The 16,462-nt window shown below is 68.2% G+C and carries 12 protein-coding genes; 5 read left to right on the top strand and 7 right to left on the bottom strand.

From position 1 onward, the window contains the following. Nucleotides 1-2 precede the first annotated feature (2 nt). The 3 genes from V9E98_07330 to V9E98_07320 all read right to left on the bottom strand — a co-directional run bounded on the left by V9E98_07330 (nucleotide 3) and on the right by V9E98_07320 (nucleotide 6,399). Entirely contained in the window at nucleotides 3-3,029 is a 3,027-nt protein-coding gene (locus V9E98_07330; GenBank protein ID MEI2716793.1) for an ATP-dependent DNA helicase, read from the bottom strand. Further along, nucleotides 3,026-6,151: an ATP-dependent DNA helicase gene (locus tag V9E98_07325; GenBank protein ID MEI2716792.1), complete on the bottom strand. Its 3,126-nt coding sequence runs from the start codon at nucleotides 6,149-6,151 to the stop codon at nucleotides 3,026-3,028. The genes V9E98_07330 and V9E98_07325 overlap by 4 nt, the downstream gene beginning before the upstream one ends. 110 nt (nucleotides 6,152-6,261) lie before the next feature. After that, entirely contained in the window at nucleotides 6,262-6,399 is a 138-nt protein-coding gene (locus tag V9E98_07320) for a hypothetical protein (GenBank protein ID MEI2716791.1), read from the bottom strand. Nucleotides 6,400-6,641: 242 nt separating this feature from the next. On the opposite strand from V9E98_07320, the gene V9E98_07315 reads away from it, so the two are divergent. Then, the gene (locus tag V9E98_07315) at nucleotides 6,642-8,972 is read left to right on the top strand and encodes a lysylphosphatidylglycerol synthase transmembrane domain-containing protein (protein ID MEI2716790.1); all 2,331 of its coding nucleotides are present in this window, start codon (nucleotides 6,642-6,644) and stop codon (nucleotides 8,970-8,972) included. Between the two features lie 98 nt (nucleotides 8,973-9,070). Here V9E98_07315 and moeZ read toward each other — a convergent pair whose 3' ends face one another. Beyond that, the gene (gene moeZ, locus V9E98_07310; GenBank protein ID MEI2716789.1) at nucleotides 9,071-10,261 is read right to left on the bottom strand and encodes an adenylyltransferase/sulfurtransferase MoeZ; all 1,191 of its coding nucleotides are present in this window, start codon (nucleotides 10,259-10,261) and stop codon (nucleotides 9,071-9,073) included. Nucleotides 10,262-10,370: 109 nt separating this feature from the next. Then, nucleotides 10,371-10,841: a MarR family transcriptional regulator gene (locus V9E98_07305; protein MEI2716788.1), complete on the bottom strand. Its 471-nt coding sequence runs from the start codon at nucleotides 10,839-10,841 to the stop codon at nucleotides 10,371-10,373. Nucleotides 10,842-10,947: 106 nt separating this feature from the next. Between V9E98_07305 and V9E98_07300 the strand changes: the two genes are divergently transcribed. Then, nucleotides 10,948-11,511: a YceI family protein gene (locus V9E98_07300; protein ID MEI2716787.1), complete on the top strand. Its 564-nt coding sequence runs from the start codon at nucleotides 10,948-10,950 to the stop codon at nucleotides 11,509-11,511. Nucleotides 11,512-11,758: 247 nt separating this feature from the next. Here V9E98_07300 and V9E98_07295 read toward each other — a convergent pair whose 3' ends face one another. Next, a complete protein-coding gene (locus V9E98_07295; GenBank protein ID MEI2716786.1) occupies nucleotides 11,759-12,706 on the bottom strand; it encodes an alpha/beta fold hydrolase in 948 nt (315 codons plus the stop codon). 117 nt (nucleotides 12,707-12,823) lie between these two features. On the opposite strand from V9E98_07295, the gene V9E98_07290 reads away from it, so the two are divergent. Continuing rightward, entirely contained in the window at nucleotides 12,824-13,444 is a 621-nt protein-coding gene (locus V9E98_07290; GenBank protein MEI2716785.1) for a TetR/AcrR family transcriptional regulator, read from the top strand. 64 nt (nucleotides 13,445-13,508) lie between these two features. After that, nucleotides 13,509-13,733 (top strand): DUF3107 domain-containing protein, encoded by a 225-nt coding sequence (locus V9E98_07285; GenBank protein ID MEI2716784.1) that lies wholly within the window; start codon nucleotides 13,509-13,511, stop codon nucleotides 13,731-13,733. A gap of 119 nt (nucleotides 13,734-13,852) precedes the next feature. Here the strand turns inward: V9E98_07285 and V9E98_07280 are convergent, their stop codons facing one another. After that, the gene (locus V9E98_07280) at nucleotides 13,853-14,515 is read right to left on the bottom strand and encodes a ferritin-like fold-containing protein (protein MEI2716783.1); all 663 of its coding nucleotides are present in this window, start codon (nucleotides 14,513-14,515) and stop codon (nucleotides 13,853-13,855) included. A gap of 206 nt (nucleotides 14,516-14,721) precedes the next feature. Between V9E98_07280 and V9E98_07275 the strand changes: the two genes are divergently transcribed. Next, entirely contained in the window at nucleotides 14,722-16,446 is a 1,725-nt protein-coding gene (locus tag V9E98_07275) for a DEAD/DEAH box helicase (protein MEI2716782.1), read from the top strand. Nucleotides 16,447-16,462: the final 16 nt, after the last annotated feature.

Here is a 16,462-nt window from a genome sequence, read left to right as displayed (position 1 = left end):
GCCTATTGTGAGCCGGCCGGAGACACTGGATGACCCCGCAGCAACTGATCGGGAGCCACCAGATCGTCGTAGGTGACGTGGGAGCCGTCGGCGAGGAACACGAACGTGGCTCGGACCCGCCGCGGGTCACACCCGATCATCCGAGCCCATGCCGCGCGATACAGGACGAGTTGTCCCGGATCGGCGACGGCCGACGTGCCGGTCTTCCAGTCGACGACCTCCCAGTCGAAGTCGTCGCGGTCGGTGACCCGGAACACGGCGTCGATGCGCCCCGTGACGACGAGGTCGGACACTGCGATCACGAAGGGCTGCTCCACCGCATGCGGGGTGCGGTCGGCGTAGGCGGTGCGCGCGAGTTGGGCGGCGAACAGATCGTCGTCGCTGGAGTCCGGCAGGTCGAACAGCGTCTGTTGTCCGATCCGGTGCTCCATCCACGAATGGAAGGCGACACCGGCGCGGGCAGCTGCGCTGGGGCGGCGCGGCATGGGCCGAAGCATGGTGTCGGTGTACTGCTCGGGGTCGCGCAGCCACGACAACAGAGCACTCGCCGACCAGACCTCGGGCGAGACAGCGGTGCCAGGCGTGGCGTGTCGCTCAGCGGTCAGGTCGCGGATGCGTTCGCGCCACCGGCGATCGGTGAGCGGCCCGGCCGTACTGATCGCCTCGGCCAGTTCGCGAGCCGCTGCGCGTCCCGCAGGTTGCGGCCACGGACGCAGGAGTTCCGCGGCTCGGGAGGTGGGTTCAGGTCGCTCGCCGGGGTCAGCCATCCAGTCGGTCACGGCCCCCGGTTCGCAGTGGTCCCGCAAGACCCTCAGGTAGTCGGAAGGCCCCCGGGGACGTTGCTGGGTCGGGCCCCACCAGTGGCCACTGGCGATGAGTTCCCGTTTGGCGCGGGTGACGGCCACATAGGCGAGGCGGTCCTCGTCACGCCGGTCGTCGCGGCGGCACGCGGCAACGTACTCATCGTGATCGGCAGTGGTGAACGCGGTGCCCGGGAACCCCAACTCCAAAGCGGGGTCCGGCTCGTCCGGGACCACCGGTGGCAACGCCAATGCGCTCGTCACCCACCGCGACGATCCCTGTGCAGCGGGAAACACCCCGGCGCTCAGGAACGGCAGGGCGACCACGGGAAACTCCAGACCCTTCGCCGCGTGCATCGTCATCACAGCGACACCGGCACCGGGCGGCCCCGGCGGCTCCTCTGGTGACGCGGAGAACCGGGCACAGTCATCGAGATGCGCCACGAAGTCGCTGAGCGTCCGGGAGCCGTCCAACCCTCGGAAATGCTGGGCCATGGTGACCAGCGCCGGAAGGGAGTCCGGCACCTGAGCACTGTCCAGCGGCAACAACGCCGGCGTGAGGAGGTCGACGATGGCGCTCACGGTGTCGGCAGGGGCACGGTCGCTCATGGAAGCCAGCTGATCGAGCTCTGCCACCAACGCCGCCAGTCGGGTACGCGCCTCGGGCGAGTACGGGTAGTCGGGTTCGCAGCCGGGGTCGTGTACTGCGTCGAGCAAGCTGTGCGGTTGGTCACCCAGACCCCCACCGGGCCTGGAGTCCGGATCGGCGAGATCACGGGCTCGCCGCCCCAGAATCGCCAAGTCGACGGGGCCGATCCTCCAACGGGGCCCCACCAAGTGGTGGATGAGGTCGGGGTTGGCGTACGGGTCAACCAGTACGCGTAGCAGCGCTGTAACGGCGACGACCTCCGGCAGGGCGAGCAGGTCCCGCCGTGAGGACACGTGACAGGGAACCGCGATCGAGCGCAGATGGTCCACCACGGCGGCGACCTGATCGTTGGAACGGCACAGGACCGCCATGTCGGACCAGGCGAAGCGCGCGGCCGTCTCGGCCAGCTGGTCACCCAACCAGACAAGTTCGTCGTCCCAACCAGCCAGCAGGCCACAGCGCACCCGACCGCCGCCCGCGTCCGCGGGCGCTCTCAAGGGCGCCACGCGGTGGAAACCGCGCAAGTCGGCGGCCACGGAGTTGGCGGCCGCCAGCACCGACGGCAGCGACCTGCGATTGATCGTCAAGGAGTACACCGGCGCGTCACCCTGGCTGCTCGGGAAGTGCCGGGGGAACTCGTCGATATTGGTGACGCTGGCCCCACGCCACCCGTAGATGGCCTGGCAGGGGTCGCCGACCGCGGTGACCGGGTGGCCACCATCGAACAACGCCTGCAGCATCCGGCGCTGCGCCCGCGACGTGTCCTGGTATTCGTCCAGGAGTACGACTCGAAACTGGGAGCGAACCTGATCGCGGACCAGCGGTGCGACGTGAGCCAGCTCGTCAGCCAGTCGCACCTGATCGGCGAAGTCGATCAACTCGGCATCACGCTTGGCGGTACGAAACTGCGCCGTGAGCACCGTCAACGCGAGGCGCTGTTCCGCCGCGGCCACCATCTTGCCGGTCAGACCGTTCGGGCCGCCGGCCTGCTCCAAGTGGCGCAACAAGTCGGTGTCGTGGCTGCGCAGCTCGGCCAGGGAAATGCCCATGTCCGCGCAGCTGTCGTCCATGGCTCGAACTCGCTCGGCCAGCTGTGTGGGGTTGCCGGTGAGCCCGCGGATGTCCGCGGGGTGGCAGGCCACGGAGTAGGCGAGCCGAGCCCGTTGGCCGTCGGCGAGCAGCCGGGCGTCGGACTCCACCCCGAGCAGCGGCCCGTAGTCGGACAGCAGCCGCCCCGCGAAAGCGTGGTACGTCAGCACGCTGGGATCGCCACCGTCGTCCGGCAGCGCCCCGGACCCGAGTCTGTCGGTCGCCGCCCGGATGCGATGACGCAGTTCGCCGGCTGCCTTGTTGGTGAAGGTGAGACCCAGGACTTGATGGGGCCGCACTTGCCCGGTGGCAAGCAACCAGACCACTCGAGCAGCCATGACGGTGGTCTTGCCGGTCCCGGCCCCGGCGACGATCAGTTGGGGGGCCAGCGGAGCGGTCGCGGCAGCCAACTGCTCGTCGCTGAGGGGTACGCCGAACAGCTTCGGGAGGTCGCGGGGCGTGATCGTCGGTGACGGCGCCGTCTGGGTCATGCCTGACCTCCGGCCGGGCAACTGGCTCGGAAGGCGCACGTACGGCAACCGGGCCCGGGATTGGGTCGGAACTGACCGGCGCGCACAGCTTCTGACGCCGCGAGCAGGACGCCGTCGAGCCGCGGACCCAGGTCCGCAGCTGGGCCCTGGTCCCGCACCTTGGGCAGATCGAGTTCTCGGGAGCCGGCGGGGAGACACAGATGCACCAGACCCGCACCCGCTGACGGCAGCCCGACGGCTGCGGCCACGGCCCGTTGGTAGACGGCGAGCTGGACGTTGTCGCGGGTGTCTGCGACGGAACTGGCAGAGCGCTGGGTCTTGTAGTCCCACACGCGAACCTGTCTGCCGTCATTCTCGACGACGTCGACCGCGCCGCGGATCCTGACGGTGTCGATCACGTCGCCGTGAGGACCGCGCACCGGCACTGCGACATCGATGGGGTGTTCGGCAGAGACCCGACCGGATCGCGTCTTCAGCCACGCCGCCGCTCGTTGCACCGCCTGTTCGGCGGTGGCGCGCTCGAGCCGGGCGTACCAGGAGGCGTCGTAGCCGTCGTCGCTCCACCTCTCGGTGAGCAGCTCTGCGGGATCGCTGTCGGGATCGTCGGCCAGTTGGGCGGCGATGTCGTGGACGGTGATCCCGAAGTCGGCGCGCGCTCCGCTGGGCCGCTCGCCGTGAACTTCGCGCTGCAGGGCCCAACGCAGCTGACACTGGTCGAGGACCGCGAGGCCCGAGCCGGACAGAGCGAGCGGCTGATCGACCGGACGCAGTGGATCAGGGGCCCGCGTCCACTCCGAGACGCCGTCCCACCGCTGCGGATCGCCACCGGCCACGATCGGCACGCCGCGGCCGTCGGTCGCCGCGGCCAGAGCAGCCAGCGCGGCCAGCGCGGCCACGGCGTCGTCACCCGCCCCGGTGGTGGCGCTGCGCCGCGCCTGGAGGAGAACGTCGAGGGCGGTCTGAGGCTGCGCGGGGAGTCCGCGGACCCGAGTCACAGCGATGCCCGCCTGGGCCAGCAGTGGGGTCGGGGGATCGTCACCACCCCCCGCGGCCACGAGGAGCAGACTTCGCTCGGCGCGGGACAGGGCGATGTTGAGCAAGCGACGTCTTTCGGCTGCGGCAGGCTGCGGAACGCCCTCGGATGGGAAGAGGCCCTCGGGCCTCAGCCGTTGCGGCTCGATCAGGCCGCGGTCGGATCCCGCCCACCACGAGGATTCGGTCATCCCTGTCACCACGACCATCGGCCACGATCGCCCCGGGGAGCGGTGCAGTGACATCACGGTGACCTGGTCGGCGCGGGACTCGGTCTTCAAGTCGGGTTCCGCCGGGATCTCTTGATGATCGATCTCCTCGATCAGGGACAGCAGGCCGCGGCTGCCGCCCCAGCGTTCCGGGGCACGCTCGGCCAGCCGGAACAAGGAGATGACGGCGTCGAGTTCGCGGCCCGCGGCGACGGCGGCCTCGCCCCGGCCGACAGCCCGCTGCCGCAGTCGCTGAGGCCATGTGTCGTCGCCGTGCCACAACTGCCACAGGACCTCGGCGGGGGCGGCGCCCTCGCTGTGCATGCGGCGGGCTCGGGTCACGCGCTCGACGAGGTGCCGCGCGCTCCGGACGACGGGCTGGAGATGCTCGGGCAGAGCCGCTGTCAGCACCGGGTCGCGGGCGAGGTCAACGACCGTCACCTGCCCATCGGTTGCCGCCGATGCCGCCCGTACAGCCTGTCGGATCTGCCGTGGCGGGAGCGTGAACATGTCCGACCCCAGCACTTGCTGCCAGATCGGCCCCAATGCGGCGTCGTTCACGTCGGCTGCGAGCACGAGACGTGCTGCGCTCAGGAGCGTGGCGACGGCTGGCTGATCCCGCAACGCCGAATCGCCGGCAGGCACGTGGACCGGGATCCGAGCCTGCGAGAGAGCCCGTGCGAGCAAGGGGATCTCGGTGCCGGGCGCTGGAGTGAGCACGGCCATATCGCGCCACGGCACCCCCGTTCGATGCGCGTGCCGCAACTGGGCCGCGATGTGCCGGGCCGCTGCGGTGGAGTCGTCGTACTCCACCGCAGTCAGCCGATCGGCGGGGTCGTTCAGTGCCGGTGTGCGGTACTGGTCGGCGCGGGGCAGGCCGGGATACCACCGGCCCGCCATGAGCGCAGCCCGCGCGTCACGAAGATGCGCACCGCCGCGATAGCACGTATCGGCTATCACTACCGGGCGCCCGCTGACCAATTGACTCAGCGCCGCGGGGTCGGAACCGCGGTAGGAACCCACGCTCTGGTCGGGATCGGCAGTGGCGAGGATGACGCCGCCATTGCCGGCCAGGGTGGTCAGTAGATCGACCTGGGTGTGATCGAGAAAGTGGGCGTCGTCGACCAGGACGACGTCCCACTGCGCGCTACTGCCGCGCCCCCGCCACACACGGCGAGCCCTGAGGGCCAGCTCGCTGTAGTCGACCGCTCCCTCCCAGTCCAATACCTGCAGGTACTCGTCGAGGAACTGGGCGATGGCGCGCCATCCGGCATCGCCACAGGCCTCGGCGACCTCGCGCAGCCGGTCGGGTTCCCAGCCACATCGGCGCGCCCGGGCCACCGCGCGACGAACACTGCGCGCGAACGACCGGGTCGGCAGGGCGGGTTTCCATTCGGTGGGCCAGTCCACACTGCCGGAATCGACGGTGCCGGTGAGGATCTCCCTGATGCGGGCCTCTTGCTCGGGGGCCGTCAAGGTGCGCACCGGTTCGGCGTCAGACAGAGGGCCGATGCGGTCGTCAGCGATGATGCTCTGCGCGAGCGCGGCCACTGTCGTGACCGTGGGTGCGGCCCCCGGCACGAGCCGCGCGACCCGCGATTGCCATGCCCGGGCCGCGACCCGGTCGGCAGCCACGGCGAGCACCCGAGCGGAGCCACGGCGGACCGCCCACCGGGCGCTGGCGTGGACCATGGCGACCGTCTTTCCGGTGCCGGCTGGACCCAGCAGGATGGTGGATTTGTCGGCATCCACCACCGACTGCTGCGCTCGGTCGAGTCGCCAGCCAGGGTCGCGCGGCTCGGACGACCGGACCGGGCCACCTTCGGCCCCCGGCTGATCGGTGACCCAGTTGCTTGTCCCGACGGTGGTGGCCTCCCTCATGACTCCCCCTCCCACGGCTGGTGTTCTGTGTTCTCACGGTTCGGTGCCGGCGTTGGCTTCTCGGTGGTTCGTGTGTCAGTTGAGCACACACCCCCGACAGGTCCTCGGCGTCACACGCCGTGGCGTGCCACCATCGTGGGGTGACCACTGCCGACGACCGGGTTTCCGGCGCGCCCGCCGGTGTGCCCGCCGTCGAGTCCGCCATAGCGAGCCCGCCAACGAGCCCGCCAACGAACATTGGTCGTCACGCTCCGACGGGCAGCCCCCAGCGGCTCCGAGCCCTGAGTCCCAGGAGTGCTTTCCCGATGACGCCGCGCAGCGCCCGGGAGAGCGGGTGTGGTTCGACGAACCGAACGAGCCACACGATTCGGACCCCGGCGCCCGACATTCGGATCACCGCCAGACCCCGACCGCCGACAGGGCCGACAGGGCCGACAGGGCCGACAGGGCCGACAGGGCCGACAAGACGGTGGTCATCGAAGAAGGCGTCGTGGGCAAACGCCTCCGCCGCCCCATGGATCTCGTGCGCCTCCTGGTGGCGGTCGTCGCCATGGCCGCGATCGCCACGATCGCGTTCTTCGCCACGTCGACCGCCACGGGACTGGGCGAGGATCTGACCGAGGCGTCTCGGCAACTGCCCGACCTGCTGATCCTGGTGATGAACGTCATCGCGGGCCTCGGCCTGTTGACGCTGCCGGTGGCGTCGGCGGTGGACATGCTGGTCCGCGGCCGTGGCCGGCAGCTCCTCGATGCGCTGCTGGGCTTATTCGTGGCCGTTGCCGTCCTGTCGGCCGTGGCGTTGGTGATCGAGCAGTTCGGCACCGCCCGGTGGCAGATCGCCCTGGCGGGCAGCGTCAATCCGCAGGACACGCCGCTGCTGCCCCTGCTCGGCGGCCTCATGGCCTTCATCACGGTGGCCCGGTTGATGGCACGGGCACCGTGGAACGTCCTGTCGGGCCTGGTCGTCGTGTCGTTGTTCGTGGTGAATGTGTTCACCGGTGGCACCACGATCGCCGGGATCGGACTGTCGTTGATGGCCGGCTGGGCCACGGGACTCGCGGTGCGTTACGCAGTCGGCACGCCCACCACGCGCCCCAGCGGAGTGCAGGTAGCGCACACACTGGCGGGTGCGGGAATCCCCGTGTCCGTGCTCCGAGCCCAGGACGTCACCGATGTCGGGCGGCGCTACCTGGGTGTGCGGGAACGCGACCAGCGCACCGTCGAGGTCTACGTCCTCGATCGCGACCTCGAAGGTGCTGGCCTCGCACAAGCCCTGTGGCACAGTCTGCGCCTGCGGGAATCGACGCGCAGCAGTTTCAACATGCGGCGCAGCCTCGAGCAGCGCGCTCTGATGTCGTACGCGGCGCAGAATGCCGGGGTGCCGACCACCCGCCTGTTGGCCGCCCGCGAGATCGGTCCCGACTCATCCCTGCTCGCCTACGACCGCGCCGACGGCCGACGCTTCGATGAAGTGGGGGTCGAGGACCTCAGCGACACTGCCTTGGACAATGCATGGCGCGCGGTCGACCGGTTACGGTCGGCGGGGATCGCCCACCGACGACTGACCGCGGATCATCTGCTGCTGACCGCGGGGGACGGTGTTCAGATCCTCGGCATGAGCCAGGGGTCGATCGCCGCCGGCGACGTCGCGCTGCGAATCGACTTGGCCGAGATGTTGTGCACCCAGGCCTTGATCGTCGGACCCGAGCGCGCGATCGCCTCCGGCAAACGCGTGCTGGGAACAGAGGTCCTCACGCGCGCACTACCCGTTCTGCAGCCGGTCGCCTTGAGCCCGACCACCAAGAAGGCGATGCGCAAGAACAAGGATCTGATGATCTCGCTGCGCGACTCACTCATCGAGATCCGGCCTGACGCCGAAGTCGAGCACATCGAGCTGGAGCGGATCAAGCCACGCACCCTGCTGATGATCATCATCGGGTCGATCGCGGTGTACGTGCTTCTGTCGCAACTCGCCCAGGTCAATCTGGTCGATCTGTTCGCCAACGCCGAGTGGGGCTGGCTGATCGTCGCGGTGATCGCGTCGATCATGACCTACCCCGGTGCGGCCTGGTCGTTGACGGGATTCGTCCCGGAGAAACTCAAGTTGATCCGCACCATCGCCGCACAGCTCGCCGGCGATTTCGCGACCTTGGTCGCACCGCCGACATTGGGCGCGGTGGCGATCAACCTGCGCTATCTGCAGCGTTCCGGGGTTCATCCGGCTTTGGCGACGGCGAGCATCGGGGTGTCGCAGGTGGCGGCGTTCCTGGTTCACATCCTGCTGTTGCTCGGCTTCGGTATCGCCGCCGGCACTCAGCAAGACTTCTCGTTCTCGCCACCAAGGGGTGCGGTGCTGGCCGGCGCTGCGGCTCTCATCATCATCGGTGGGGCGTTCCTGTTGCCCCCGGTCAGACGCCTGGTCTGGAACCGTGCGGGACCGCTGCTGCGCCAGGTCGGACCACGGCTGCTTACCGTGGCGCAACAGCCGTGGAAGATCGTGGAAGGCGTCGGCGGCATGCTGGTGCTGAACCTCGGATACATTCTGTGCCTCGCCGCCTGTGTGGCCGCGTTCGGCGGGGGCCTGAGTTTCGCGGCGATCGCCGTGGTCTACCTGACCGGTTCCGTGGTGGGTCAGGCCGCCCCGACCCCTGGTGGTCTCGGTGCGGTCGAGGCAGCGATGGCAGCCGGTCTCACATTGGCGGGCCTGGAATCCGGAATCGCATTCTCCGCGGTCCTGCTCTACCGCGTGATCACCTTCTGGGCGCCCACCGTGCCCGGGTACTTCTCGTTCAACTGGCTGCAGCGCAACAACTACCTGTGAGCCACTTCGGGCAAGCCTGTGAGCCACTTCGGGCAAGCACCTCGACGGATCGCCAGGAGTTCCGAGATCTCCACTCTGGACGAGCCGGCGGTCGATGGTCAGTAGTTGGGCTTGTCCGGCTCGATCTGGTCGACCCAGGCCACCACGCCGCCACCGACGTGGATCGCGTCGGCGAACCCCGCTGACTTCACGACTGCGAGCACCTCCGCTGAACGGCCTCCGACCTTGCAGTGCAACACGATCTGTCGGTCCTGCGGCAGACGCGACAGAGCGGAGCCGTTCAGGAAGTCCCCCTTGGGGATCAACTCGGCGCCGGGGATGCTCACGATGTCCCATTCGGCCGGTTCCCGGACGTCGATCAACACGAAATCCCGTTGCCCCGACTCACGTTCATCCAGCATGTCCTTGAGCTGGCGCACCGAGATGGTCGAATCCTTCACGGCTTCCGAGGCCTCCGCCGACACGGCTCCGCAGAAAGCTTCGTAGTCGATGAGTTCGGTGACGGTGGGGTTGTCGCCACACACCGCGCAGTTCGGGTCCTTGCGGACCTTCACACTGCGGTAGTTCATGTCGAGGCCGTCGTAGATCATCAGCCGACCGACCAGAGGATCTCCGATCCCGGTCAGGACCTTGATGGCCTCCGTGACCTGGATGGAACCGATCGACGCGCACAGCACTCCGAGAACCCCACCCTCGGCGCACGACGGAACCATCCCGGGCGGGGGCGGCTCGGGGTACAGGCACCGGTAGCAGGGTCCGTGTTCGGCCCAGAAGACCGACGCCTGTCCCTCGAACCGGAAGATCGATCCCCACACGTATGGCTTGCCGAGCAAGACACACGCGTCGTTGACCAGATACCGCGTGGCGAAGTTGTCCGTGCCGTCGACGATCAGGTCGTACTGAGCGAAGATCTCCATCACGTTGCTGGAGTCCAGCCGGGTGTCGTGCAACTCGACGGTCACGAGTGGGTTGATCTCCGCGATGCGCGCGCGAGCGGACTCCGCCTTGGAGACACCGATGGAACTCTGCCCGTGGATGATCTGGCGTTGCAGATTGGATTCGTCCACGACGTCGAACTCGACGATGCCGAGTGTGCCGACGCCAGCAGCGGCCAGGTACATCAGGGCGGGGCTGCCGAGTCCGCCGGCGCCTACGCACAGAACCCGGGCGTTCTTCAGACGCTTCTGCCCGTCCATTCCCACGTCGGGGATGATCAGGTGGCGGCTGTACCTGCGCACCTCAGGCACAGTCAGTTCGGGCGCGGGTTCGACCAAGGGGGGCAGGGACACGAGCGACTCCAGATTCCGATCGGTGACTGCAACCACACCAGGATGAGGGCCATTCCCGTGGCGTCCAAACCGGCGGCGCAGCCCTCCCAGGCTCCGAGGTCAGGGCGTGTCAGGCGACGTCGGCGGCCGAGGTTGCACGGAGATGGTCCGAGACCTGTTCGGCGAGTTCGCGCAGACAGTCCTGCTGCTCGACGGACAAGACGTCGAACAGGATGCGGCGCACCTGCGCGACGTGTCCGGGGGCTGCCGCCTGCAGCGCCTCCAGCCCCGCGTCGGTGAGCACCGCGTACCAACCGCGCCCGTCGGAATCGCAGCGCCTGCGCGTGACCCAGCCGCGATCCTCGAGCCTGCTGACAGCGTGGGAGAGCCTGCTCTGGGACCCCTCGAGGGCCTCGGCCAGAGCGGACATGCGCATGCGACGGTCGGGGGCCTCGGACAGTTGGACAAGGATCCCGTAGTAGGTGGCCGGAATGCCGGAGTCGTCTTGAAGTTGACGATCGGTGGACTCTTGGATGAGCCGGTTCATGTCGAGCAGAGCACGCCAGGTCCGTTGCTCGTCCTCGGTGAGCCATCGCGTCATGTCCCCCAGGGTACAGACCAACGAGTCCACCCCAGGAATAACTTGAACATTCAATGATGTTGCGTTCTAATGTCCATGAACGCTCAACGACATAGGAGACACCGCCATGACCCAGACAGTTGCCACTGACGCCATCCCCGGTTACCGCACCGGAACCTGGCAGATCGACCCACTGCACAGCGAAGTGGGATTCAGCGTGCGCCACATGATGGTGAGCAAGGTGCGCGGCCGCTTCACCGACTACACGGCCACCTTGACCACCGCCGAGGAACTCGTCGACTCCTCCGTGACCGTCGAGATCAAACTGGCGTCGATCGAGACGGGCAGTGACCAGCGCGACGAGCATCTGCGCTCACCGGACTTCTTCGGCACCGACGAGAATCCGACCATGACCTACCGCTCCACGGGCGTCTCCGAAGACGGAGACAACTGGGTTCTCGCGGGTGACTTGACGCTGAAGGGCATCACCAAGCAGGTTCCCCTCCACTTCGAACTCGTGGGTCTGGGCCCGGATGCCTACGGTGGATACCGTGCCGGATTCTCGGGGACGGCCGTGATCAACCGACAGGACTTCGGCGTCACCTGGAACCAGACAATGGAAGCCGGCGGCGTCGTCGTCTCCGACAAGGTGACCATCCAGATCGAGGCGGAGTTCGTCCTCGAGGCCTGATCTCCCCCGACAGGCCCAAAACGCGCACCCACAGGCCGAAACAGGCCATCCCCCCAGGCCGGACTCCCGAGCGGCCTGAACGCGACAGCCCCCGGACCCGCACCCCCAGCGTCGGTCCGGGGGCTGTCGTCTCTCGCCGCTGTCGTCTCTTTACAACGGTGGATTGTGAGGACTCTGAGCGCACGGCTCACTCCGGCCCTCAGCGACTGGAGCCCTCAGCGACTGGAGCCCTCAGCGACTGGAGCCCTCAGCGGCTGGGCACGGCCCCAGACCGACTCCCGATGAGGTCCCGCCACGCCGCTGCCACCAACTCCGGGTGCTCCATCTGCGCTACATGTCCGGAGTCAGGGATCACCACGACCCGGGCGTCAGGCAGGTGAGACGCGATCTTGTATCCGCCCGCCGGATCGACCAAGGCGTCTTTGCGCCCATATACGAGCAGTACCGGGCGATGGATGTTGGTCATCAACTCAGCGGGCCGCTGCGGGCCCCGGGCCACCAGGCTTGCCATGAGCCCCCGGGTCGACTGCACGAAGGCGTCAGCCGTGTACGGGTACGTGTCCCGGCGACGGACCTCGGTCACCGCTTCGGCCATCCGGTCCGGGTGCATCCGCGACGCGTCCGCGAAACACAGGTCGATGGTCGCGCGGGCCCGCAGCTCCGGTGACACCTGCAGATACCGTCGTAACACCCGCTCCCCGACACCCGGAACCGCGATGACCGGCAGATGCATGTTGGATTTCTTGATCCGGCCGCCGGGCAAGGCCGGTGAAATGAGGGTCAGCGACCGCACCCACTGGGGCGCGCGGGCGGCGAGTTGAACCGCGATGGCACCCCCCATCGAGTTGCCGAACACATGGACCGGCCGCCCGATCCGCTCGGTGATCACCTCCAGGACGGCACGGGCGTGACCGGCGGGAGTGTAGTCACCGTCGCGGGGGGGCGGAGAGGCGCCGAACCCGGGCAGATCCACCGCCCACGAATCGAGGCGCCCACGAAAAGCCAGAGCCAGATCGGTCCAGTTCAGGCTGGATCCGCCCAATCCGTGGATCATGACGGTCGGAGTGCCACCCTCGGCCATGCGACGCACCGTGAGCATGCGCTCGTTCAGCCAGACCTCCTCACTGGGCGGGGCCGCGGGCAGATCACTGGGCAGGGGGGCCACCGACAGGTCCACGGTCTCGGAGTCAGCCATGAGGCCCAGGGTAGGACCGCAACGCGCCGCCTGCTCGGCGTGGGACTCGTCACAGTCCCTCCGTCGGCCTCGGACAGAGCCGCCCGCCACTTGTTACCGGTGAGTAAGATAGCGGTCGTGAGCTCCTCCGCAGCCCGGCTGCCGCGCGTCGAACGCCGGGAATCACTGCTCACCGCGGCTCGCGAGGTATTCGTCAAGTCCGGCTACCACGAAGCCGCGATGGACGACATCGCCGCCCGCGCCGGCGTCACCAAGCCGGTGCTCTACCAGCACTTCGGATCCAAACGTGACCTGTACCTGGCGGTACTCGACAGCGGAGCCGAACAGTTCCTGGAATCGATGGGCCGGGCCCTGAAGTCGACCGACGACAACCGCAACCGGGTCACCGCCACGATCGACGCGTACCTGAGGTTCATCAGCCACGACGATGAGGCCTACCGCCTCGTGTTCCAGTCCGACCTGGTCAATGCACCCGATGTCCGCGAACGGGTCCAGCGCGTCAACCGGCTCAGCGCCGAAATGGTCAGTGAGGTCATCGCGACCGACACCGGCCTGTCGGTCGCCGAGGCGATGCTGCTGGCCTACGGCCTGCTCGGGATGGCCCAGACGGCTGCGCTGCGCTGGCTGAGCAACCCCGACGGCATCGGGCACGAGGCCGCCGCCCACCTTCTGTCGGCGCTGGCATGGCGCGGGATCTCAGGTTTCCCCCGCAGCCACCCCCCGGCGCCACAGCCCTGAGCGAACACCCATACCCACCTGACCCGGTGCCAGGTAGGGTCGAGCGACACCCTTGGAGGACTGCGTGGAAGTCAGGATCGGAATCCAGGATTCACCCCGTGAGGTCGTCTTCGAAAGCGCTGCCGAGCCCGAGGACCTCGCCGATGTGATCAGCGAAGCGTGGGCGGCCAACGAACTGGTCACCCTCGAAGACGTCAAGGGTCGCCGGATCCTCGTACCCACCGACAAGGTCGCGTACATCGAACTCGGCGCGCCGCTCGCGGGCAGGGTCGGCTTCGGCGCCACGTAACCGTTCTCACGACGAACGACTCCGGCCCACCGCACAACTCCGGCCACCGCCAACTCCGGCCGCGACTGACAGGTACGCCGTCCGGGCCTGACCCCCACTCAAATCCCCGTGGCGCCGCGTCAGGGAGCCAGGCCCAGGCTCCGCATCCGAGCGCTGTGGGACTCCGTCATCCGAGCCAGCATGTTCGCGAACTCCGCCAAGCCCGCCCCCGTCTGTCCCCCACCACCGACAACCAGTTCCGCCAGATCCGGCCGGTCTGCCGCGACGCGCTGGGCCTGAGCCAGTGCCTCCCCCATCAACCGCCTCCCCCACAACGCCAGGCGACCAGCCGACCCAGGGTCCTGCGACAAGGCCTGCTGCACATACGGCACCACGAACTCCGCCTGACCGCTGCCGCTCAGCACATCGTCGAGAAAGCCCCGCGTCTGGGGATCGACGTACGCGGCGATCTCGCGACCGAAATCCGCGGCGATCCCATCGCCGACGTACGCCTTGAGCAGGCCCTCGAGCAGATCCCGTGGAGCCGTCTTGGCGTGGAACTCCGACAGAATAGGCAGATACGCGCCGATCACCGCGTCGGCATCGGCGCCGGAATCGCGCATCCTCGCTACGACAAGTTGGAAGTGCCCGAACTCACGGCACGCAATGGCACCCAAAGCGGACTTCGCGTTGAGGTCGTCCGCCAGCGCCGAATCACGGGCCAAGGTCTCGAACGCGAACAACTCACCGGCGGCGATAAGCCCGAGCAAGTCGATCACGGGCGCATCGGTGGCACTGACCATGGCCGCAGCGTAGCCGGGCCCGCGATCTGGTGGCTGAGCGCGTAGACTGAGCGGCGCAACCGCCGGTGCGTCCGCCGGGTACCTGCCACCCCGCTCCTCGAGCCGGATCGCGCAGTCCCGGACGTGAACCCGAACGGGAAACTCCCGCAGCACGGCGCCACAGGACTGATGGGTCGGTCCTGACGAAGGATTCCGGAGAACCATCAGTGTCAGAAGAGACCGCGCCCGAAGAGACAGCTCCCGAAGCACCCGCTGCCGAAGAATCAGCGGAAACCACAACAGAAACAGAACAACCGAAGACAGAACAGCTGGCCCCCACCTTCGCCGAACTCGGCGTCCGCCCCGAGATCGTGGCCGCGCTCGCCGACGAGGGCATCGAGCGTACCTTCCCCATCCAGGCTCAGACCCTGCCCCTGGCACTCGAAGGCGGCGACGTCATCGGTCAAGCCAAGACAGGGACGGGCAAGACACTGGGCTTTGGGATCCCACTGCTGCAGCGGATCCTGGTCCCCGCGGACGGCGAGAGCAACGGCAAGCCGCAGGCCCTGATCGTCGTCCCCACCCGGGAACTCGCCATCCAGGTCGGCAAGGACCTCGCCGAGGCGGGCCGTGATCTGAAGGTGCGGGTGCTGACCATCTACGGCGGGCGCGCCTACGAACCCCAGATCGACGCTCTGACCAAGGGCATCGACATCGTCGTCGGCACTCCCGGTCGATTGATCGACCTCGTACAGCAGCGCCATCTCGATCTCTCCCAGGTAGGCGTTCTGGTGCTCGATGAAGCCGACGAGATGCTGGACATGGGCTTCCTGCCCGACGTCGAGAAGATCGTCGCCAAGGTACCGGCCGAGCGTCAGACCATGCTGTTCTCGGCCACCATGCCCGGACAGATCGTCGCGCTCGCCCGGCGCTACATGAACAAGCCCATGCACATCCGAGCCGCCGACGCAGGCGACGAATCCGCCACGGTGGACGCGATCGAGCAGCACGTCTGGCGGGCCCATCCGATGGACAAGATGGAGATCATCGCCCGAGTGCTGCAATCGAAGGATCGCGGCCTCACCATGATCTTCACCCGGACCAAGCGGCGGGCCCAACGCATTCAGGACGAACTCAGTGACCGCGGGTTCGCGGCGGCCTCGGTGCATGGCGATCTCGGGCAAGGTGCCCGCGAGCAGGCGCTGCGTGCGTTCCGCAACGGCAAGGTCGACGTGCTCGCCGCCACCGACGTGGCAGCTCGTGGCATCGACGTCGACGGCGTCACCCATGTCATCAACTACGAATGCCCCGATGATGAGAAGACCTACGTCCACCGGATCGGCCGCACCGGGCGCGCCGGCGAGTCAGGCGTCGCGGTGACACTGGTCGACTGGGAGGACCTCGCTCGCTGGGCCATGATCGACCGGGCGCTCAAACTCCCGTTCGCCAACCCCATCGAGACCTACTCGACCTCGGAGCACATCTACACCGGACTGGGCATTCCCGCCGAAGCCACTGGTCGCCTGCCCCGGGCCGATCGCACGCGTGCCGGGCTGGAGGCCGAGGAACTCGAGGATCTCGGGGAGACCGGCAAGAGCCGCGGAGGCGGGGGGCAGCGTGGCGGTGGGCAGCGTGACGAGCGGCGCAGCCAACGCGGAGGCGGCTCGGGCCGTCGTCGCGACCAGGATCGGTCTGGCAACAGGGACCGGGACAACGGCAACGACACGCAGCGTCAGGACAACGATCGGCCCCGTCGCCAGCGGCAGCGGCGCCGGACACGCAGTGCCGACAGCGGCGGCTCCCCCGCCGGGAACACCACCGACGCGACCGCGGGCCCAGCCACCGATGTCCCCACGGGCAGTGACGTCTCCGAGGTGCGGCCGCGCCGTTCGCGCAATCGGCGGCGCCGACGGTCGTCTGGATCCGGGACACAGCCGCCGACTGGGGAGTAGTTCAGAACCCGTCCCA

The organism is Candidatus Nanopelagicales bacterium, from assembly GCA_037045355.1.
Lineage (GTDB): Bacteria > Actinomycetota > Actinomycetes > S36-B12.
This window is presented reverse-complemented; position numbering and strand designations above follow the sequence as displayed.